Source organism: Micromonospora sp. NPDC005172, from assembly GCF_040608555.1.
Lineage (GTDB): Bacteria > Actinomycetota > Actinomycetes > Mycobacteriales > Micromonosporaceae > Micromonospora.
The window spans coordinates 24,229-44,793 of the sequence record NZ_JBEXIL010000049.1 but is presented as its reverse complement, the minus strand read 5'-3'; the positions used below and the strand labels follow the sequence as shown (position 1 = coordinate 44,793).

Below are 20,565 nucleotides of genomic sequence, written 5' to 3'. Positions count from 1 at the left end.
TGGGGGGCGGGGGGGGGGGGGGGGGCGGGGGGGGGGGGGTGGGTGGGTTAGAAACGGGCGGGTTCGCGGTAGGTGCCCCACTCGGCCCGCAGCGCGTCGCAGATCTCACCGAGGGTCGCCTCGGCGCGTACGGCGTCGAGCATTGCCGGGATCATGTTCTCGTCGGTACGGCTGGCCCCGATCATCCGGGTGAGCGCCGCGCGGACGGCGGCCTCGTCCCGCGCGCTCTTGCGCTCGGCGAGCACCCGGCGCTGCTCCAGCTCCACATCGTGGGAGATGCGCAGGATCTCCAGCTCCTTGGCGACCGTGCCGGTGTGGCAGTTGACGCCGACGATCTTCTTGTCGCCCTTCTCCAGGGCCTGCTGGTAGACGAAGGCCGACTCGGCGATGTGGCCGGTGAACCAGCCGTCCTCGATGCCGCGCAGGATGCCGGAGGTCATCGGGCCGATCTGGTGCGGACCCTCCCCGCCGAGCTGCCGGATGCGGGCGAAGATCTCCTCCGCCTCGGCCTCGATCTTGTCGGTCAGCGCCTCGACGTACCAGGAGCCGCCGAGCGGGTCGGCCACGTTGACGACGCCGGTCTCCTCCATCAGCACCTGCTGCGTACGCAGGGCGATCTCGGCGGACTCGTCGGTGGGCAGGGCGAGGGTCTCGTCCAGGGCGTTGGTGTGCAGCGAGTTCGTGCCGCCGAGCACTGCGGCGAGCGCCTCGACGGCGGTGCGTACGACGTTGTTGACCGGCTGCTGTGCGGTGAGCGACACCCCGGCGGTCTGCGTGTGGAACCGCAGCCACAGCGCCTTCTCGCTGGTGGCGCCGTAGACGTCGCGCAGCCAGCGGGCCCAGATCCGGCGGGCGGCACGGAACTTGGCGATCTCCTCGAAGAAGTCGAGGTGCGAGTCGAAGAAGAAGCTCAGCCCGGGCGCGAACACGTTCACGTCCAGCCCGCGCGACAGACCCAGCTCCACGTAGCCGAAGCCGTCGGCGAGGGTGTACGCCAACTCCTGCGCGGCGGTCGAGCCGGCCTCGCGGATGTGGTAGCCGGAGACCGACAGCGGCTTGTAGCGCGGGATCTCGGCCGCGCAGTACTCCATCAGGTCACCGATCAGGCGCAGGTGCGGCTCGGGGTCGAACAGCCACTCCTTCTGCGCGATGTACTCCTTGAAGATGTCCGTCTGGAGGGTGCCGTCCAGGGTGGACAGGTCGGCGCCCTGCCGCTCGGCGGCGACCAGGTACATGCAGAAGACCGGCACGGCCGGGCCGGAGATCGTCATGGAGGTGGTGACGCCGGCCAGGTCGATGCCGTCGAAGAGCGCCTGCATGTCGGTGGCCGTGTCGATGGCGACGCCGCAGTGCCCGACCTCGCCGAGCGACTGCGGGTCGTCCGAGTCGCGCCCCATCAGCGTCGGCATGTCGAACGCGACCGACAGGCCGCCACCGCCCGCGCCGAGGATCATCTTGTAGCGCTCGTTGGTCTGCTGGGCGTTGCCGAAGCCGGCGAACTGCCGGATCGTCCAGGTCCGACCGCGGTAGCCGGTGGGATACAGACCCCTGGTGTACGGGTACTCGCCCGGCCAGCCGATGCGCTCGAAGCCCGGGTAGGAGCTGCCCTCGGGCGGCCCGTAGACCGGGTCGACCGTCGTCCCGGAGAGCGTGGTGAAGTCGGCGTCCCGCTTGCGCGCGGAGTCGTACCGGGCCTGCCAGCGTGCCCGTCCGGCGTCGATCTCGTCGGCGTCCATGCGCAGGGCTCCTCCTCGGTTCCTGGACTGGAATTCGAGTGTAGAGCCCTTGCCTGAACGATCGCTAAGTCACGTCGTACCGGCGGGTAACCAGGCGACCCACGGTCAGACGGTGGCGCCCGGCTGCTTCAGCTCGATGTCGTCCACCGTGACGTTGACCTGCGTGACCGTCAGGCCGTACCGCTCCACCGCCTCGATCACGGCGGCCCGCACCGCCTCGGTCACGTCGGCCACGACGTGCCCGGCGTCGATCACCAGGACCACGTTGACGACTGCCGAGGTGCCCTTCACGTCGGCCGAGACGCCCCGGCGGGCGTCGCCCACCTCGTCCAGGCCGACCTTGTCGAGCACGCTGTTGAAGAACCGGGCCACGTCACCGCCGAGGTCGGCGACGCCGGGCACGGCGCGGGCGGCAGCGCCGGCGATCTTCTCCACCACCTCGTCGGAGACCGAGGTCACGCCCCGGGTCGCCCCCGTCGTGGGCTGCGCCGCACCGGCGTTCTCCACCGCGTCCGTCATGATCACATCTCCCCTGGTCCCGGTGCACTGTGGACCGACCGGCTCGTCGGCCCGCTGCGCGGCAGCTCGCTGCCGGCCATGAGCCGCGAGCCTACTAAAAGCGGAGGGTGCTTCGCGTCCGGCCGCGCGGCGCGGCGCGGCCGACCGACACGGGTCAGCGAGCCAGTTGGGCGAGCAGCTCGTCCGCCGCCGCGTACGGGTCCATCGCGCCCTCGGCGACCTTGGCGGCGAGCGTGCTCAACTCCGTACCGTCGCGCAGGGAACCGATCCTGGCGCGCAGCGCGCCCAGCGCGATGGCCTCGATCTCGGCGGCGGCCCGCGCCTCCTGCCGGCGACGCAGCTCGCCGTGCTCGACCAGCCAACCACGGTGCTTGTCGACGGCGGCGGCGATGTCGTCGATGCCCTCACCCCGGGCGGCAATGGCGCGAACCACCTGCGGTCGCCACTGGCCCGGTCCGCGCTCGCCCAGCGCGATCATGCCCTGGATGTCACGGACGGTGGCGTCGACGCCGTCCCGGTCGGCCTTGTTGACGACGAAGACGTCGGCGATCTCCAGGATGCCGGCCTTGACGGCCTGGATCGCGTCGCCCATACCCGGGGCGAGCAGCACGAGCGTGGTGTCGGCCAGCGAGGCGACCTCCACCTCGGCCTGTCCGACGCCGACCGTCTCCACCAGCACCACGTCGCAGCCGGCGCCCTCCAGCACCCGGACCGCCTGCGGCGTCGCCGCCGCCAGCCCGCCGAGGTGGCCCCGGCTGGACATCGACCGGATGTAGACGCCCGGGTCGGTGGCGTGGTCCTGCATCCGCACCCGGTCGCCGAGGATCGCTCCGCCGGTGAACGGGCTGGACGGGTCGACCGCCAGCACGCCGACCCGGTGTCCGCGCGCCCGCAGCGCGCGGACCAGCTCGTTGGTGGTGGTCGACTTGCCCACGCCGGGCGAGCCGGTCAGACCGACGACCTGGGCCTGCCCGGCGTACGGCGCCAGCGCGGCGGCGATCTCCGGCAGCAACGGGTCGCCGTTCTCGACCAGGGTGATCAGGCGGGCGACCGCACGGGGGTCACCGGTGCGGGCCCGCTCGACCAGCAGCGGTACGTCCCGACTGCGGCGCACCGACGTGGTGCCCGCTGCAGGCACGCGCTCGGCCCCTTCGCTCACTGGCCCGGCACGTGGATGATCAGCGCGTCGCCCTGGCCGCCGCCGCCGCAGAGCGCCGCCGCGCCGGTGCCGCCGCCGCGCCGCTTCAGCTCCAGGGCGAGGGTGAGTACGAGTCGCGCGCCGGACATGCCGATCGGATGGCCCAGGGCGATCGCGCCGCCGTTGACGTTGACCTTGTCGGGGCTGACACCGAGGTCGCGGGTGGACTGGATGCCGACCTGCGCGAACGCCTCGTTGATCTCGATAAGATCCAGGTCGTCGATGCTCAGGCCACCCTTCTTGAGGGCGTGGTTGATCGCGTTGGACGGCTGCGAGTGCAGGGAGTTGTCCGGGCCGGCCACGTTGCCGTGCGCGCCGACCTCGGCCAGCCAGGTCAGCCCCAGCTCGTTGGCCTTGGCCTTGCTCATCACGACGACCGCCGCGGCGCCGTCGGAGATCGGCGACGAGCTGCCGGCGGTGATGGTGCCGTCCTTGGCGAAGGCCGGGCGCAGCTTGGCCAGCGACTCGACGGTGGTGTCCGGGCGGATGCCCTCGTCGTCGCTGATCACCAACGGGTCACCCTTGCGCTGCGGGATCAGCACCGGGGTGATCTCCTCGGCGAAGTGGCCGTTCTTCTGCGCGGCGGCGGCCCGCTGGTGGCTGGCCGCGGCGAAGGCGTCCTGCTCCTCGCGCGTGATGCCGTGCTTCGTGCCGAGCCGCTCGGTCGACTCGCCCATCGAGCAGCAGTCCCAGGCGTCGCTGAGCCCGTCGTGCGCCATGTGGTCCCTGACCACCACGTCGCCGTACTTGTAGCCGGTGCGCTGGCCCATCAGCAGGTGCGGGGCGTTGGTCATCGACTCCATGCCGCCGGCCACCACGATGTCGAACTCGCCCGCCCGGATGAGCTGGTCGGCAAGAGCGATCGCGTCCAGGCCGGACAGGCAGACCTTGTTGATGGTCAGCGCCGGGACGGACATCGGTACGCCCGCCTCGACGGCCGCCTGCCGGGCCGGGATCTGACCGGCGCCGGCCTGGAGCACCTGCCCCATGATCACGTACTGGACCTGGTCGGGGCTGACACCGGCCCGCTCCAGAGCGGCCTTGATGGCGACCCCGCCGAGCTTGGTGGCCGGAAGGTCCTTGAGGTTGCCCAGCAGCCGCCCCATCGGGGTCCGCGCGCCGCTGACGATCACCGAAGCCATGCCTGCCTCCGAGGGGGGTGCCGAGCTGTACGCCTTAACGATTGTTCGGCCAGACTAGCGCCATGGCAGAGAACTCCCCCGTCGAGCCCGGTGCGGACTACGTCACAGACATCGGACTTCGCAAGATTGACCACGTCGGCATCGCCGTCGCCGACCTGGATGCCGCCATCGACTTCTACCAGCGGACCTTCGGGATGCGCTGCGTACACGTCGAGACCAACGCCGAGCAGGGCGTACGGGAAGCGATGCTGGCCGTCGGACCGACCACCGAGGGCGGCTGCGTGCAGCTGCTCGCCCCGCTCACCCCGGAGTCCACGATCGCGAAATTCCTGGATCGCAACGGACCCGGCGTGCAGCAGGTCGCGTACACCGTGGCGGACATCGACGCGGCCTGCGCGGCACTGCGCGAGCGGGGGATGCGCCTGCTCTACGACGAGCCGCGGCGCGGCACCGCGGACAGCCGGATCAACTTCGTGCACCCGAAGGACGCGGGCGGCGTCCTCGTCGAACTGGTGGAGCCCGCCGCGACGCACTGACGGATCTCGTCGCCCGCCCCTGCCGAGGGCGGGCGACGCGCGTCGGTGCGCGGTTGACGCGCTGGTCGGGCATCTTCACGCATCGGCCGATGCAGTTTTTCACAGAGGACTTCCGGCTTTAGCTACCGTTCAGTAACGTCCCGGCCCACAGGAGCGCGGCCGGTGCCGGATGTGTCGAATGCCGACATGGCGGTCGCGTCCCACCGGCGCCGACGATGGCAGCACCCGGGCCCGCGCGGGTGCGGGGACGAACCGGAGGTCACCGTGCAGGACATCCTCGAAGCGATCATGGCGGCGGAGGAATCGAACGACCCGGACCGAGAACTGGGCGGCGTCGCCAAACTGCCCGTACCGGAGAGTTACCGAGGCGTGGTCGTCCGCGCCGAGGAGTCCCGGATGTTCGACGGCATGGCGACCCGGGACAAGGATCCCCGCAAGGCGCTGCACGTGCAGGAGGTGCCGACGCCGGAACTCGGGCCGGGCGAGGCGCTCATCGCCGTGCTGGCCAGCGCGATCAACTACAACACGGTGTGGACCAGCATCTTCGAGCCGGTGTCCACCTTCCGGTTCCTGGAGCGCTACGGCCGGGTGTCCGAGCTGACCCGCCGCCACGACCTGCCGTACCACGTGGTCGGTTCGGACGCGGCCGGCGTCGTCCTGCGCACCGGTCCCGGCGTGACCCGGTGGGCGGCCGGCGACGAGGTCGTCGCGCACTGCCTCTCGGTCGAGCTGGAGGACGCCGCCGGACACGACGACACCATGCTCGACCCGCAGCAGCGGATCTGGGGCTTCGAGACCAACTTCGGTGGGCTGGCCGAGCTGGCCGTGGTCAAGGCCAACCAGCTGATGCCCAAGCCGCGTCACCTGAGCTGGGAGGAGGCGGCCAGCCCGGGGCTGGTCAACTCGACCGCGTACCGGCAGTTGGTGTCCCACCACGGCGCCCAGATGAAGCAGGGCGACGTGGTGCTGATCTGGGGCGCGTCCGGCGGCCTCGGCGGGTACGCCACCCAGATGGCCCTCAACGGCGGCGCGATCCCGGTCTGCGTCGTCTCCTCGCCGGAGAAGGCCGAGCTGTGCCGCAGCATGGGCGCCGAGCTGGTCATCGACCGGGCCGCCGAGGGGTTCCGGTTCTGGAAGGACGAGGAGACCCAGGACCCGGACGAGTGGCGGCGGTTCGGTGAGCGCATCCGCGAGCTGACCGGCGGCGAGGACCCGGACATCGTCTTCGAGCACCCGGGTCGGGAGACGTTCGGCGCGAGCGTCTACGTGGCCCGGCGCGGCGGCACCATCGTCACCTGCGCGTCCACGAGCGGTTTCCAGCACCAGTACGACAACCGCTACCTGTGGATGCACCTCAAGCGCATCGTGGGCAGCCACTTCGCCAACTACCACGAGGCGTGGCAGGCCAACCGGCTCGTCGCGCTCGGCAAGGTGCACCCGACGGTGTCCCGCACCTACCCGCTGGAGCAGACCGGTCAGGCCGCGTACGAGGTGCACCGCAACGCGCACCAGGGCAAGGTCGGCGTGCGCTGCCTCGCGCCCACGGACGGGCTGGGCGTCCGCGACGGGGAGTTGCGGGCGCGGCACGAGGAAGCGATCAACCGGTTCCGGGGGCACTGAGCGAGGCACCGGCCGGACGGATGAGCACCCGATGGCCAATGCGGTGATCGGCCATTGTTCTTCCACCCGCATTAGCTCGAACCCATCCGGGTCGAACAAAGGGTCACGGGACACACCCGTGGCCCTTTTTCGCGTCACGCTGCGTGGCGTCCGTCCCGCCCGGGACCTGCCAAGATCGCCGATTGGTCCGGCCTCGCGGGCCAGGGCAGTTGACCATGTAAAGAGGACACGAAAGCTTCGTACCGCTCTTGCGAAGCACCCTGGGGCGTCTGCCAGTATGTCCCAATGCCCCAGCAGCAGTCCTCCCCTCTCGCGTTCTTCGATAACGCGAACTCGCAGCCAGATTTCACCGTTGGCCTGCGCGGATACAACACTCACCAGGTCGATGACTTCATCGGCCGGATGACCGCCGCGCTGACCCAGTCCGAGCAGGCCCGTGCCGAGGCCGAGCAGCGGATGAACGACGCCCAGCGTCGTCTCCGCCAGGCCGAGCAGCGCATGAGTGCGCTGGAGCAGAAGCTCACCGACACCAACAAGCAGCTCGAAGAGAACAGCCGACCCACCCTGTCCGGGCTCGGCACCCGCGTCGAGCAGATCCTCCGGCTCGCCGAGGAGCAGGCCAACGACCACCGCAACGAGGCCAAGCGCGAGTCGGAGGGCATTCTCTCCGCCGCCCGCCTCGAGGCCCGGGAGATCACGGACAAGGCCCGCGCCGAAGCCGCCGCGATGAAGGCCAGCGCCGAACGCGAGGCAGGCAACCTGCGCACCGCCGCCGAGCGCGAGGCCGCCGAGGTCCGGGTGCAGGCCCGCCGTGAGGCCGACACGCTGCGCGCTGACGCGGACCGTGAGACCAAGCAGCTCCGGACCGTCACGGCCCACGAGGTCGCCGAGCTGAAGTCGACAGTCGAGCGGGAGGTGGCCACCCTGCGGGCCACCGCCGAGCGCGAGATCACCCAGCACCGCTCGAAGGCCGCCCGCGAGGCCGAGGAGAAGCGCGCCGAGGCCACCAAGCTGCTCACCGACGCGCGCGACAAGCGCGACAAGGACCTCCAGGCTCTGGAGCTGCAACTCGCCGAGCGGCGCGAGAAGGCCGAGCGCGAGGAGTCCGAGCGACACGCCGCCCAGGTCTCCCAGACCCAGAAGATGGTCAGCGAGGCCGAGCAGCGCGCCCGTGCCGCCCAGGAGCGCGCCAAGGAGATCGAGCAGCGCGCCGAGGCCCGCCGGGTCGAGTCGGAGCGCCACGCCAACGAGACGATCGACAAGGCCAAGGCGCTCTCCGACAAGACGCTCAACGAGGCCAAGGCCGAGTCGCAGCGCCTGCTCAGCGAGGCTCGCACCGAGGCCGAGCTGACCACGCAGGCCGCCCGCCGCGAGGTCGAGGACCTCACCCGGCAGAAGGACGCGGTCACCTCGCAGCTCGGGCAGATGCTCTCCGGGCTCGCCGGCATCGTGCCCGGCATGCCGGCAGCGGCTGCCCCGGCGGCCAAGCCGGAGGCGAAGAAGACCGACGGTGCTCAGGAGCGGGTGACCGCGGAGACCGCCGGCTGACGCGAGGCGTCAGGTTGGGGCATCGGCGGCGCGAGGTGACACCGGGTAACCGGTGTGACCTCGCGCCGTGTGCGTTTCCCAACCCTTGGCGTGGTGCCCTCGCCACGGAGTGAAGTAGGTCCCACAAGGGGCGTCCGTATCGCCCCAGCAGGGGGCGATGCGTGTGAGGATGGGGGCATGTCGCACGGCGAGGAACTGTTCGCTCTCGGCGGGGATGTGACCACGGAGCCCAGCTTCGAGTCCGCTCTGCGGGGGTACGAGAAGAAACAGGTTGACCGGTATGTCGCGCGTGCCGAGCACGAGATCGCGACCCTCGCCGCAGAACGGGAACAGGCCTATACACAGATCCACAAGCTCGCCGGCCAGGTCGAGGTTCTGCAACGGGATCTGACCCAGGTCCGCAAGCAGATGAACGTGGTCGACAGGGCCTCCTTCCGGCACCTGGGCCCCCGCGTCGAGTCGATCCTCACCCTCGCCGAGGAGCAGGCCGAGCAGATCCTGTCCGCGGCCAACGAGGAGATCGACGCCCGCCGGGCAGCCGCCGAGCACATCATCGAGGAAGCCCGCGAGCAGGCCGCCCGGGCATTGAAGGACTTCGAGATCGCTCTCGCCGCTCGGCGTCAGGAGGAGGAGCGGCACAGCGCCTCCCGCCGCGCGGAGGCGGACGCGACCCTGCGCTCGGCCAAGGACGAATCGGCGCAGCTGCGCAAGACGGCGCAGGACGAGCTGGCCAAGGCCCAGCAGGAGGCCACCCAGCTACGGGACACCGCCAAGGAGATCCACACCCGCGCCCAGCAGGAGGCCACCAAGCTGCGCGAGGCGGCCCGCGAGGCGCTGGCCACCGCCCGCCAGGAGGCCGCCGAGCTGCGCGAGGCCGCCAAGGAGGTGCACGCCAAGGCCCAGCAGGAGGCCAAGCGGCTCACCGACACGGCGACCGAGGCGGGCCGGGCGACCCACGCCAAGGCGCAGCAGGAGGCCAAGCAGATCATCGACGACGCGTCGATGGCCGGCCGGGCCACCCGGGCCAAGGCCCAGCAGGAGGCCGAGCGGGTCGCCACGCAGGCGTCCGAGGCGGCCAAGCGCAGCCGGGCGGAGACCGAGGCGTACGTCCAGCGCATGCGCAGCGAGACCGAGGCGTACGTGCAGCAGTCCCGGGCGCAGACGCAGCAGGAGCTGGGCGCCTGGCGGGCCGGCGTGGAGCAGGAGGTCAACTCCCGGCGCGAGGCGGCCGATCGGGAACTGGCCGAGCGACGGTCCACCGCCGAGCAGGAGTTCGCCAAGCGCCACGACGAGCTGGACAAGCAGCACGAGTCCCGCCAGCAGGAGCTGAAGTCGGGCTGGACCGCGCGCCGCGACGAGCTGGAGTCCACGTACACCGCGCGCCGCGACGAGCTGGAGACCGAGTACACCACCCGCAAGAACGAGATCGAGCAGGGCGCGGACGCGATCCGCCAGGCGGCCGAGGCGGACGCGACGAGCCTGCGCCAGCGCGCCGAGACCGAGGCCGCCGAGTTGCTGAGCCGCGCCGAGACCGAGGCGGCCGACAAGCGCCGCAAGGCCGACGAGCACGTCGCGGCCTCGCGTCGCCAGTTCGAGGAGTACGCGGCCACCACCCAGCAGCACCTCGCGACCACGCAGCAGCACCTGGCGGCGACGCAGCAGGAGTCGGCGGCGGGCCGGCAGCAGCTCGCGCACGTGATGTTGGAGATCGCGCAGGCTCAGCAGCAGCTCGCCGACCTGCGGCAGGAGACCTGGAAGGCCCGGCAGGAGTCCGACGAGATCGAGCGGCAGATGGCCGAAGTGCGGCTGCACAGCACCACCGGCCCGATCGACGGTCCGACCGCGCCGGCGGCGGGCGATCGCCCCGACGACGCGCCGGCGACCGGCGAGGCTTCCGCCGTACCCGCGACCGTGGCGGCCGGTGGCGGGAACGGCCCGGCCGACGGTGACGGTGCGGCCGGTGGTCTCAAGGCCGCGCCCGACGGCGTTGCGCAGCCGGTGAACGCCAGCGCCGACGAGGCCGGGCAGTCCACCACGCGACCGGTGGCCGAGCCGGTGACCACTGTCGACGGTGGCACGGCCAGCGCCGGGGTCGACGGTGAGCCGACGGTGGCGGCCGTTCCGGGCGAGGGTGGCCGGGGCGCCAAGCCGACCAGGATCACCAGCACCGGCGAGAACGGCAAGCGCCCCAGCAAGCCGACCACCGACGAGCGCAGCGCCAAGCCCAGCAAGGTCACGATCGAGAAGGACTGACGGGCGCCCACACCGAGCATCGAGATCGTGGACAGTTTCCGTTGGCACGTGACGGAAACTGTCCACGATCTGCACGGAGCCGGCATGGTCTAGCTGACGTGCGGGGGTGGATCGATGATCGGGCGGCGGAACGGCCCCCACGCCACGAAACGTTCGAACAACTCCCTGGGCGTCGGCCCGTCGTAGGGATTGAGCTGGTAGAGGTCGTGTGCTGCCTCGTGGTAGAGCCCGGCCAGATAGATGGTCAGCGCGGCAGGATCTTCGTCGAACTCGGCCTTGAGCAGCAGCCGGGCGTCCGCACAGGGCCATGGTCGACCGTCGGCCCGACAGCACCACATGGGTCGCAGCGGGGTGTGCGGCGTCCGCGCACCGCAGGGCCGGGGGAACGCGGGGTACGGCCCAAGTCGCGGCTGCGGCAGCCTTGATGCCGGCGTACGGCCCCGGTCACCCGTTCCAGGGCCCGACGGCGTGCATCTCGACCGGGGCGCCGCGGTGCCGGGCAGCGCGCGACCGGCACGGCGAGAACTGGGCATGGGTACCTCCTCGACTGGAAACGGTTGCGCCGCCGGGGACAGGGCTTGAGGCGACGACAGCCGCACGATCCGGTACGTGACAGTCTGCTGACCAGGCCACTACGGTCGGAAGGCATCACCGTCGACTGGTCCACTATTCCGGGTCGATGGTGTCGGCACTGGAGCTGGGCCAACGACCCCTGGACCGACTGTTCCTGGCCCGCGCCGACGAGGTGCTGACCACCGACGGCCTCCTCGTCCACCTGCTCAAGCTCGCGGAGCGGGACGGTCAGCCGAGCTGGTTCCGTCCGTGGCTGGACGCCGAGCGCAGCGCCCGCCAACTGCGGTGCTTCCAACCCACGCTGATCCCGGGGCTGCTACAGACCGAGAACTACGCCCGCGCCGTGATCCGTTGCGACGACCTGCTCAGCGACGACGAGGTGGAACGCCGGGTCCACGCCCGCCTGGACCGCCAGTCGCTGCTGATGCAGCCGAATCCGCCGCAGTTCGTGGCGGTGGTGGACGAGTTGGTGCTGCGGCGGGCCGGCGAGGAGATCCGCGGTTTGATGGTCGAGCAGCTCACCCACCTCGTCGCCAGCATGGAGCGACCACACGTCAGCCTGCACGTCATTCCGGCCGACGTCCGGCTGCACGTCGGCCTCTCCGGGCCGTTCAACCTGGCCCGTGGTGCCGACGGTGGTTGGGTTGGGCACATGGAGCACCAGATTGACGGTCTCGTGGTGGATGGCGACCATGAGGTGGCTACGCTGCTGGCGCGCTGGGAGATGATCAGAAGCAGTGCGTTGTCCCGCCGCCAGTCGATCGAACTGATGAAGGAAGTTGTGACCTCATGGACCTGACCGGCGCGCTCTGGCGCACGTCCAGCCGTAGCGGTAACGGTGAGTGTGTCGAGGTGGCGGACAACCTGCCCGGGGTGGTGGCGGTGCGCGACAGCAAGGACCCGTCCGGCACGGTGTTGGTCTTCGCGCCGGCCGCGTGGCGGGCGTTCGTGGCCGCCACCCGTCGTCCCACCGCCTGAGCCGGAGGTCCCTGGTGCCGCAGCATGACCCGTCCGGCGACGAACCGGACGTGACCCCCGAGTCCTCCTCGGCCCAGGCACCCGTGCCCGTGCCGGTACCGGCCCCGGGAATCGACCCGGACGAGCCTCCGGCGGTCCCGTCGGGAAAGTTCGGCACCCCGGGGCGTCCACTGCGGCGCAGCAGCTTCCTGGTCGGCTTCACCGGCGCGTTGGGCGTGCTGCTGGCGTACACCCTCTATCTGGGGATTCGGAATGCCGGCGGCATTCTCGTCCTGGTGGTGATCGCGCTCTTCCTCGCGGTGGGCCTCAACCCGGCGGTCGTGCGCCTGCGCACCTGGGGGGTTCCCCACGGTCTGGCGGTGACGGCGGTGGCGTTGACCGTGGTACTGCTGCTGTGCGGGGGCGTGGTGGCGCTGGTCCCGCCGATCGTGACGCAGTCCGGGCAGTTCATCGACCAGATCCCGAGTCTGCTCGACGAGTTGCGCCGCAATCCCACAGTCAACGACCTGGTGGAGCGGTACGACGTCGTGGAGCGGGTGCAGGGCGCGGCCAACGCCGACACCATCGGCAGAGCGCTCGGCGGGGTGCTCGGCGGGGCCCAACTGATCTTCGGCACGGTGTTCCGGACGCTGACCGTGCTGGTGCTGACCATCTACTTCCTGGCCTACTTCGACAAGCTGCGCTCCCTGGGCTACGCGCTGGTCCCCCGGTCGCGCCGCGAGCGGGCGGCGTTGATCGGCGACGCGATCCTCACCAAGGTGGGCGCGTACATGGTCGGCGCGCTGAGCATCGCGGTGCTGGCCGGCGCGACGACCTTCGTCTTCGCCCTGATCGTCGGTCTGCCGTACCCGTTCGCACTGGCGGTGGTCGTCGCGGTCACCGACCTCATCCCGCAGATCGGGGCGACCCTGGGCGCGGTGATCGTGAGCCTGGTCGGCTTCGCCGCCGACCTGCCCACGGGCATCGCCTGTGCGATCTTCTTCCTCATCTACCAGCAGGTCGAGAACTACCTGATCTACCCGAAGGTGATGCGGCGCTCGGTGGAGGTCAACGAGGTGGCCGCCCTGCTGGGCGCGCTGCTCGGCGTGGCCCTGCTGGGCGTGGTGGGCGCGCTGATCGCCATCCCCACGGTGGCGGCACTGCAACTGATCCTGCGTGAGGTGGTGCTCCCCCGTCAGGAGCGGAACTGACGATCAGTCGGCCGGGCCGGGGACGGGGGTGTCGGCGAAGGCGGCCACCGTCCGGTCGGCGTACGCGCTGACGTCGCCCGCCTCCATCGGCCCGTCCCAGGTCGTCGGCAGGGGTACGTCGACGGCCGGGTTGACCCGCTTGACGATCTCGTCGAGCACCGTCTCCGCGTCACCCACCCAGAGGTGCTTCGCGCCGGGCACCCCGACCACCTCGGCCTGCGGGACCGCCGCGAACCGCTCCCGGGCCTCGACCGGGCGCAGGTAGTCGTCGAACTCGGGTACCAGCGCCACCAGCGGACGACCGGACGCGGCCCAGGTCGCCAGGTCGTCCGGCGCGGAGAAGCGCAGCGGCGGGGAGAGCAGGATCGCACCGGCCACGGCCGGGTCGCAGCCGTACTTGAGGGCCAGGTCGGTGCCGAACGACCACCCGACCAGCCAGATGTTGGGCAGTTCGGCGAACTCCGCGTACTCGATGGCGGCGGCCACGTCGTAGCGCTCGCCCACCGCGCCGTCGAAGGCGCCCTCGCTCGTGCCGCGCACACTGCTCGTGCCCCGGGTGTTGAACCGCAGCACGGCCAGGTCGGCCAGCGCGGGCAGCCGCCACGCCGCCTTGCGGAAAACGTGGCTGTCCATCATCCCGCCGTGCGTGGGCAGCGGGTGCAGGCAGACCAGGGTGGCCGCCGGTGGCCGGTCGGCCGGCAGGGCCAGCTCGCCGACCAGCCGTAGCCCGTCGGCGGTGTGCAGCTCGATGTCCTCCCGGCGGCCGGGCAGGATCGACGACGCGCGGATCGCTGTGCTCACCGCCCAAGTCTGTCGCGAAGTCGCCGCCGCCGCCCACCGAGGCACGAACAGGGTGATTCAGATCGCTCAGTAACGCGGCGCGCCCCGGCCGCGCCGCACCGCCGGCCCGCGCCGCTCCCGGGCACGCCAGCAGCCGCTGTGCCAGTGCCGGCGGTCGGTCAGGTCGCCCAGACCGTCGGCCGGCCAGGCCACCAGGTGCGCCACGCCGGGTCGGATCTCCTGGTCACAACCGGGACAGCGGTACGTCTTGACCGACGCGCCCGCCCCGATCCCGCGTACCTGCCAGGCGCCGTCGGTCCACTGCTGCACCGAGGCAACGCCCTGGCGGGCCCGGTCGGCGTCCAGGTTGGCGTTCTCGTCCCGGCGAGGGCGGTTGCGACGGGGGCTCACAGTCACCAAGCGTACGGCCGCCTCGGGCGGGGCGGCCCTTCGGCCGGCCCGCCCGGGCCGGGATCACTTCCAGCTCTCCGGCCGCGTCGGGTCAGCGGTGACCTGCGCTCCCGCCAGCACGCTGGTCGCGTCCGCCTCGGTGAAGATGTGCGCCGGCGGTTCCCCCTGCCAGGGCCAACCGAAGTCGGCGAGGACCGTGGTCCGGGGAATGCCGATCAACTCCAGCCTCGTCCCCTTCGCGGTCAACAGCGCCGGACGGCCGGCGATGGTCCGGTCCGACGTCGTGGAGGTACCCGCCGAGCTGGCGTACCGGTACTCGACCGTCATGATCTCGGTGTCGGCTCGTTGGAGGGCGAGTCGGGCGGTGACCAGCCGGGGATACGAGGCGATGTCGACCGCGCAGCCGGTGACCCTCGATCCCTCGGGCAGGGAGGTGAGCCGAAGCGGCGCCTGGCAGCGTCGGGCCTGGTTCCAGCGCAGGGCCCCGACCGCCCGCTCCAGCGCTGCCGCGTTCCCGTTCGGCAGGACGGCACGGGCGTAGAGGCCCGGCGCGGGCTGCCACATCGTGACCAGTCAACAGCCGCGCCAGCCGCATCAGGGCCGGGCCACGACTGCCGACGTACTCCTCGAAGGTCACATCCTGTAGACGCGGCCTGGACCCTTCGGCGTTGACCCGGTCAGCGGTGCGAGTGGTCGCGGAAGCCGCGGCGGGCCTTGCGGCCCAGGTAGCCGGCGGTGACCAGGTGTTCCAGCAGCGGCGCGGGTGCGAAGCCCGGCTCACGCAGCTCCAGGTACAGCTCGCGCTGGATCGCCAGGGAGACGTCCAGCCCCACCACGTCGAGCAGCTCGAACGGCCCCATCGGGTAGCCGCAGCCCAGCTTCATGGCGTGGTCGATGTCGTCGGCCGTGGAGTAGCTGGCCTCCAGCATCTTGACCGCGTCGTTCAGGTACGGGAAGAGCAGCGCGTTGACGATGAACCCGGACCGGTCGCCGCAGACCACAGCGGTCTTACCCAGCGCGGCGCAGACCGCCCGCGCGGTGGCGGTGGCCTCCGGTGAGGTGCGGATGGTCCGGACCACCTCGACCAGCGGCATGACCGGCGCGGGGTTGAAGAAGTGCAGGCCCACCACGTCGGCCGGCCGCTGGGTGGCCATCGCCACGTCGACAACCGGCAGCGACGAGGTCGTGGTGGCCAGCACCACGCCCGGCTTGCAGATCTCGTCGAGGCTGGCGAAGAGCGCCTTCTTGACGCTCAACTCCTCGACGACCGCCTCGATGACCAGGTCGACGTCGGCGAGGTGGTCGAGGGTGGCCGTCCAGGTGATCCGGCCGAGCGCCGCGTCCCGGTCGACCTCGGCGAGCTTGCCCCGGACCACGCCCTTGTTCAGCGAGGTCTTCACCGCCTCGCAGACCGACGCGGACTTCTCCGCGCCACGGGTCACCGAGACGACCTCGTACCCGGCCTTCGCGAACACCTCGATGATCCCGGTGGCCATCGTCCCGGAACCGACGACGCCGACTTTCGTGATGGCCCGCGCGCCGTCGGCGAGCGCCGCGTCCGTCGTCCGCGGCGTCGTCTCGTCGGGTACGACCTTCGGCGAACCGGGCCGCTCGTAGGTGTAGAAACCCCGGCCGGACTTACGGCCGAGCAGTCCCGCCGTGACCATCTGCTTGAGCAGCGGCACGGGCGCGTGCCGACGGTCCCGCCCGCCGCGCCGGTACATCGTGTCCAGGATCTCGTACGCGGTGTCCAGGCCGATCAGGTCCATCAGCGCCAGTGGGCCCATCGGCAGGCCGCAACCGAGCTTCATGGCGGCGTCGATGTCCTCCCGGGTCGCGTAGTGCGACTCGAACATCCCGACCGCGTGGTTGAGGTAGCCGAAGAGCAGCGCGTTGGCGATGAAGCCGGCCCGGTCGTTGATGGTCACGTCGACCTTGCCGAGCCGGGCGCACAGCGCCTCGACGTCGGCGACCACCTCGGGTGCGGTGACGACCGTGCGGACCACCTCGACCAGCTTCATCACCGGGGCCGGATTGAAGAAGTGGATGCCGATCACCTGGTTGGGCCGGCTGGTGGCAACCGAGATCTCGGTGACGCTCAGCGACGAGGTGTTGGTGGCCAGGATCGCGTCCGGGCGGCACACCCGATCCAGCTCCGCGAAGATCCGCTGCTTGAGGTCCAGGTGCTCGGGGACCGCCTCGATGACCAGGTCCACCGAACGCAACGCGTCCAGCCCGACCTCGAAGTGCACCCGCTCGTGCAGCGCGTCCCGGTCCGCCACGGCGAGCTTGCCCTTGGCCACGGCACGATCGGTGGAGCTGGTGAGGGTGGCCCGCCCGCGCTCCAGCGCCGGCTCGGAGATCTCGACCGCGACGACGTCGACACCGTTGCGGGCGAAGACCTCGACGATGCCGGCACCCATGGTGCCCAGCCCCACGACACCCACGGTGCTGAACTCGCGCGCCACGACCGGCCTCCCCAGACACTCCGCACGGCCACTGAACGGCCGCTAAGGCTTTGCGCGCGAGTCTGCCACGTGACCCAGGGTTGTCGAGACGCCGTGGCATATTTCACCCACGGTGCGCCCCTACGCGGCCTGCGCGTCGGTCAGCGCCAGCAGCTCCGTCACGAACTCCGCCGGGCGTTCCAGGTGCGGGCTGTGTCCACAGCCGGGCAACACCACCTCGCGGTACGACCCGCCGGCCGCCGCGTACCGCTCCAGCACCGTCCGGGTCTGGCCGACCATCGGCTGCGGCGGGCGGGTGTCCGCGCCGGGCCAACCGGGCACGAGACCCAGCGAACCCAGGTACGCCAGGTCGAGCAGCGAGGTGTCCGAGACGATCACGTCGGCGTCCCCGCGTACCCAGGTGACCGGCGGCTTCTCCGCGACGGACACCAACTCGTCGGCGATCCGGAACCAGGTCGGCGCGAGCGCGTTGAGCGCGCCCCGCTTCCCGGGCCCGGCGCCTGGCCAGTTCTCCGACTCCACCGCCGTGCCCGGGTAGTTGTCGTCCCCGGTGGCGGTGGAGAGCATGCTGTCCAACAGCAACTCCTCGTCCTCGCCCAGCGCGGCGGGATCGGCCACGTAGGTCGCCCGGAGCACGGCGCGTGGGCTGGTCGGCACGTCGACGCTCCGGTCGCCGGCTGCGAGTCGGGCGACGAAGTCCTCGTTCACCCTGGCCGCGCCGGTGCCCGCGAAGTCCGGGGTGGCCGGCGTGCCGACGAGGTCGCGCGTGCCACCGAAACCGTACGGCGACACGGGCGCGGCCAGCAGCAGCGCCCCCACCCGGTGCGGATGGTCGACCAGCAGTCGCATGGCCACTCCCCCACCGAGGGAGTGCCCGACCACGACCGGCCGGACCCCAGCGCTGCCGGTGTCGGCGCGGCGGGACTCGGCGCGGCGGGACTCGGCGCTGCCACCCCCGGCGCTGCCGTGCCGGGTGCTGGGGAAGAGCGTCGGGTCGTCCAGCAGGGCGGCCACGTCGTCGGCGAAGTCCCGCAGGCCCCGGGTGGCGTTCACCGGCGCGGTCGCCGAGTCGCCGAATCCGCGTAGGTCGGGAGCGACGACCCGCAGCGTCGGTGGCAGCCGCCGGATCAGGGGCTCCCAGAACAGCGCGGAGGAGCAGTTGCCGTGGACCAGCAGCACCGGAGTGCCGTCCGGCGGACCGGCCACCCGTACCGCCTGGGTGGTGCCGTTCGCCGTCACGACCCTCTGCTCGGTTTCCATCCGCGGCATGCTGCCACGCCGGTCCCCGCCGGTCCAGGTGTCGACCGGCCACGTGGCGGTGCTTGCCGGTGTGGCCGACCGGTAGCGGCGCGGCCATCACCGCGCCGCTACCGGTGGACTACGGCCAGCGCCGCTGCCGGTGGACTGCGACCAGCTCCACGGCTGGTGGGCGCGCGATCAGCGGCGGGCACCGGGTGGCGTGGCCAGTGGCAGCGGCAGCGTCGGTCGGACGTCGCGCCGGGACACCCCGAAGCTGAGCCCGACCGGATCCGTGTGGGCGACCCCCGGATCGAACAGGCGCAGCTCGGTGCGGCCGAGCCGGATCACGTCACCGTCGGAGAGGCGTTCCACCTCGGTGATCCGGCGATCGTTGAGCCAGGTGCCGTTGGTCGAGCCCAGATCGCGCAGCGACGCGCCCTCGGGCGCCAGCCACAGCTCGGCGTGCCGGCGGCTCAGATGCGGGTCGTTGATGACCACGTGACCGGTCGGCGCACGACCGATCACCAGTGGCTCGGCCCGCAGACGAAAGCTCGCTCCGCGCATCGGCCCACCGGCGACCGTCAACAACGGCATCAGTTCCGGATGTTCCTCCATGGACAGTCAGCCCTTCCACCCCACACCGTTACTCCGCGCGTCAGCCTGCCATCAGACGGTAATCGTCAATACCGACCGGCCGGTCAGCTCCTCGTCACCTCCCGGTCACCCACTGTTCGACGATTCGGACGGCCGCCCCCTGCCACCTGGCACCTGACCTGCACTGATCAACGAGCGGGCCGGTGGGCGCGACTCCCGTCCCGGCTACCCGAAATCGCGGCCTACCGATGAGTAATGTTCGGGTCTAGACTTCCGCCCATGACGGCTGTGCATGTCCCCGGCACCCCCCTCATCGAGGCGGACCAACTGGTCTCCACCAGTCCGGCCACCGGCGTCGAGGCCGGTCGTCTCCCGGCCGCCACCGACGCCGACGTACGGCAGGCCGTCGAGCGTGCCCGCGCCGCCGGAGAGTGGTGGGCCGGTCTGGGCTTCGCCGGCCGTCGCCAGCGACTGCTGCGCTGGCGCGCGCTGCTCGCCCAGCGCGTGGAGCAGCTCGCCGAGTTGATGCACGTCGAGGGCGGCAAGCCGATCCCGGACGGCATCGTCGAGATCGCCAGCGCGATCGAGCACGTCGACTGGGCCGCCCGCAACGCGAGCCGCGTGCTCGGCCCCCGCCGGGTGCGGTCCCGGCTCGTCCTCGCCGAGTTCTCCGCGCATCTGGAATACCAGCCGCACGGCGTGGTGGGTGTGATCGGGCCGTGGAACTACCCGGTCCTCACCCCGATCGGCTCTGTCGCGTACGCCCTGGCCGCCGGCAACGCCGTCGTGCTCAAGCCCAGCGAATACACACCCGTGGTCGGCCAGTGGCTGGTGGACACATTCGCGGAGGTGGTGCCCGAGCAGCCGGTTCTCACCGCCGTGCACGGGCTCGGCGACGTCGGGGCGGCCCTGTGCCGCTCCGGGGTCGACAAGGTGGCCTTCACCGGCTCCACCGCGACCGCTCGCAAGGTGATGGCCGCCTGCGCCGAGACGCTGACGCCGGTGCTGATCGAGGGCGGCGGCAAGGACGCCATGATCGTCGACAGCGACGCCGACCTGGACGCCGCCGCCGAGGCCTGCGTCTGGGGCTCCATGACCAACGCCGGCCAGACCTGCATCGGCATCGAACGCGTCTACGCCGTCGACGCGGTCTTCGACGCCTTCGTCGACAAGGTGGTCGCCCGCGCCGGCCGGCTGACCGTCGGACCGGACGGCGCCGACATCGGCCCGATCACCATGCCCAGCCAGATCGACGTGATCCGCCGCCACATCGAGGCCGCGGTCGGCTCCGGCGGTCGCGCCGTGCTCGGCGGCCCGGACGCGGTGCAGCCACCGTACGTGCACCCGACCGTGCTGGTGGACGTACCGGAGGAGTCGGCCGCCGTCCGCGAGGAGACCTTCGGCCCGACGGTGACCATCAGCCGGGTCCGCGACGCCGACGAGGCCGTGACACGCGCCAACGCCCTGTCGTACGGCCTGGGCGGTTCGGTCTTCGGCCGGCAGCGTGCGGTGGCCATCGCGCGGCGCATGCGCTCGGGCATGGCCTCGGTCAATTCGACCCTGACCTTCGCCGGGATGTCCACGTTGCCGTTCGGCGGCGTCGGCGACTCCGGCTTCGGCCGGATCCACGGCGAGGACGGTCTCCGCGAATTCGGCCGAGCCAAGGCCATCACGCGACGTCGGGCGCGGTCACTGCTGCCGTCGATGACCTTCGAACGCACCCCTGGCGACGTGGCACGCCTCGTCAAGGCCATCAAGGTGATGTACGGCAGATGAGTGT

Annotated in this window: 19 protein-coding genes; 8 read left to right on the top strand and 11 right to left on the bottom strand. The window is 71.4% G+C overall.

Annotated features, from left to right (window positions below):
• Positions 1-47: 47 nt before the first annotated feature.
• The 4 genes from ABZV06_RS26205 to ABZV06_RS26190 all read right to left on the bottom strand — a co-directional run bounded on the left by ABZV06_RS26205 (position 48) and on the right by ABZV06_RS26190 (position 4,595).
• Positions 48-1,736 (bottom strand): methylmalonyl-CoA mutase family protein, encoded by a 1,689-nt coding sequence (locus tag ABZV06_RS26205; RefSeq protein WP_355624805.1) that lies wholly within the window; start codon positions 1,734-1,736, stop codon positions 48-50.
• A 105-nt stretch (positions 1,737-1,841) separates the two neighbouring features.
• Positions 1,842-2,255, bottom strand: coding sequence for an Asp23/Gls24 family envelope stress response protein (locus ABZV06_RS26200; RefSeq protein WP_355237586.1), 414 nt, complete (start codon positions 2,253-2,255; stop codon positions 1,842-1,844).
• 154 nt (positions 2,256-2,409) lie between these two features.
• A complete protein-coding gene (gene meaB, locus ABZV06_RS26195; RefSeq protein WP_355237583.1) occupies positions 2,410-3,393 on the bottom strand; it encodes a methylmalonyl Co-A mutase-associated GTPase MeaB in 984 nt (327 codons plus the stop codon).
• A gap of 17 nt (positions 3,394-3,410) precedes the next feature.
• Complete coding sequence (locus ABZV06_RS26190) at positions 3,411-4,595, bottom strand: acetyl-CoA C-acetyltransferase (protein WP_355624803.1); 1,185 nt, start codon at positions 4,593-4,595, stop codon at positions 3,411-3,413.
• Between the two features lie 62 nt (positions 4,596-4,657).
• On the opposite strand from ABZV06_RS26190, the gene mce reads away from it, so the two are divergent.
• The 4 genes from mce to ABZV06_RS26170 all read left to right on the top strand — a co-directional run bounded on the left by mce (position 4,658) and on the right by ABZV06_RS26170 (position 10,552).
• Positions 4,658-5,131, top strand: a complete 474-nt coding sequence (mce, locus tag ABZV06_RS26185; RefSeq protein ID WP_355237578.1) for a methylmalonyl-CoA epimerase — start codon at positions 4,658-4,660, stop codon at positions 5,129-5,131.
• 264 nt (positions 5,132-5,395) lie between these two features.
• Complete coding sequence (ccrA, locus tag ABZV06_RS26180) at positions 5,396-6,751, top strand: crotonyl-CoA carboxylase/reductase (protein ID WP_355624807.1); 1,356 nt, start codon at positions 5,396-5,398, stop codon at positions 6,749-6,751.
• Positions 6,752-7,036: 285 nt separating this feature from the next.
• Positions 7,037-8,299, top strand: a complete 1,263-nt coding sequence (locus tag ABZV06_RS26175) for a cell division protein DivIVA (protein WP_355237572.1) — start codon at positions 7,037-7,039, stop codon at positions 8,297-8,299.
• A gap of 177 nt (positions 8,300-8,476) precedes the next feature.
• On the top strand, positions 8,477-10,552 hold the full coding sequence (locus ABZV06_RS26170) for a hypothetical protein (protein ID WP_355624801.1): 2,076 nt from the start codon (positions 8,477-8,479) through the stop codon (positions 10,550-10,552).
• Positions 10,553-10,641: 89 nt separating this feature from the next.
• Here ABZV06_RS26170 and ABZV06_RS26165 read toward each other — a convergent pair whose 3' ends face one another.
• The gene (locus ABZV06_RS26165) at positions 10,642-10,971 is read right to left on the bottom strand and encodes a hypothetical protein (RefSeq protein ID WP_355237659.1); all 330 of its coding nucleotides are present in this window, start codon (positions 10,969-10,971) and stop codon (positions 10,642-10,644) included.
• A 260-nt stretch (positions 10,972-11,231) separates the two neighbouring features.
• On the opposite strand from ABZV06_RS26165, the gene ABZV06_RS26160 reads away from it, so the two are divergent.
• The 3 genes from ABZV06_RS26160 (at position 11,232) to ABZV06_RS26150 (ending at position 13,293) form a co-directional block, all read left to right on the top strand.
• On the top strand, positions 11,232-11,924 hold the full coding sequence (locus ABZV06_RS26160; RefSeq protein ID WP_355624799.1) for a DUF5753 domain-containing protein: 693 nt from the start codon (positions 11,232-11,234) through the stop codon (positions 11,922-11,924).
• Positions 11,915-12,103: a DUF397 domain-containing protein gene (locus ABZV06_RS26155; RefSeq protein ID WP_355237563.1), complete on the top strand. Its 189-nt coding sequence runs from the start codon at positions 11,915-11,917 to the stop codon at positions 12,101-12,103. Before ABZV06_RS26160 ends, ABZV06_RS26155 begins: the two co-directional genes overlap by 10 nt.
• Before the next feature lie 83 nt (positions 12,104-12,186).
• Complete coding sequence (locus ABZV06_RS26150; protein WP_355237656.1) at positions 12,187-13,293, top strand: AI-2E family transporter; 1,107 nt, start codon at positions 12,187-12,189, stop codon at positions 13,291-13,293.
• A gap of 3 nt (positions 13,294-13,296) precedes the next feature.
• Here the strand turns inward: ABZV06_RS26150 and ABZV06_RS26145 are convergent, their stop codons facing one another.
• From ABZV06_RS26145 to ABZV06_RS26120, 6 genes are all read right to left on the bottom strand, one after another.
• Positions 13,297-14,094, bottom strand: a complete 798-nt coding sequence (locus ABZV06_RS26145) for an alpha/beta hydrolase (protein ID WP_355624797.1) — start codon at positions 14,092-14,094, stop codon at positions 13,297-13,299.
• Between the two features lie 66 nt (positions 14,095-14,160).
• On the bottom strand, positions 14,161-14,484 hold the full coding sequence (locus tag ABZV06_RS26140) for a hypothetical protein (protein ID WP_355237558.1): 324 nt from the start codon (positions 14,482-14,484) through the stop codon (positions 14,161-14,163).
• A 63-nt stretch (positions 14,485-14,547) separates the two neighbouring features.
• Positions 14,548-15,048, bottom strand: a complete 501-nt coding sequence (locus ABZV06_RS26135) for a hypothetical protein (protein WP_355624795.1) — start codon at positions 15,046-15,048, stop codon at positions 14,548-14,550.
• Positions 15,049-15,161: 113 nt separating this feature from the next.
• Positions 15,162-16,952, bottom strand: coding sequence for a 3-hydroxybutyryl-CoA dehydrogenase (locus ABZV06_RS26130; protein WP_355624793.1), 1,791 nt, complete (start codon positions 16,950-16,952; stop codon positions 15,162-15,164).
• A 120-nt stretch (positions 16,953-17,072) separates the two neighbouring features.
• On the bottom strand, positions 17,073-18,212 hold the full coding sequence (locus tag ABZV06_RS26125; protein WP_355624791.1) for an alpha/beta hydrolase: 1,140 nt from the start codon (positions 18,210-18,212) through the stop codon (positions 17,073-17,075).
• Between the two features lie 177 nt (positions 18,213-18,389).
• Positions 18,390-18,806, bottom strand: a complete 417-nt coding sequence (locus ABZV06_RS26120; RefSeq protein WP_355237544.1) for an FHA domain-containing protein — start codon at positions 18,804-18,806, stop codon at positions 18,390-18,392.
• Positions 18,807-19,064: 258 nt separating this feature from the next.
• Here ABZV06_RS26120 and ABZV06_RS26115 point away from each other — a divergent pair, with 258 nt between their 5' ends.
• Positions 19,065-20,561, top strand: a complete 1,497-nt coding sequence (locus ABZV06_RS26115; RefSeq protein ID WP_355237541.1) for an aldehyde dehydrogenase family protein — start codon at positions 19,065-19,067, stop codon at positions 20,559-20,561.
• Positions 20,562-20,565: the final 4 nt, after the last annotated feature.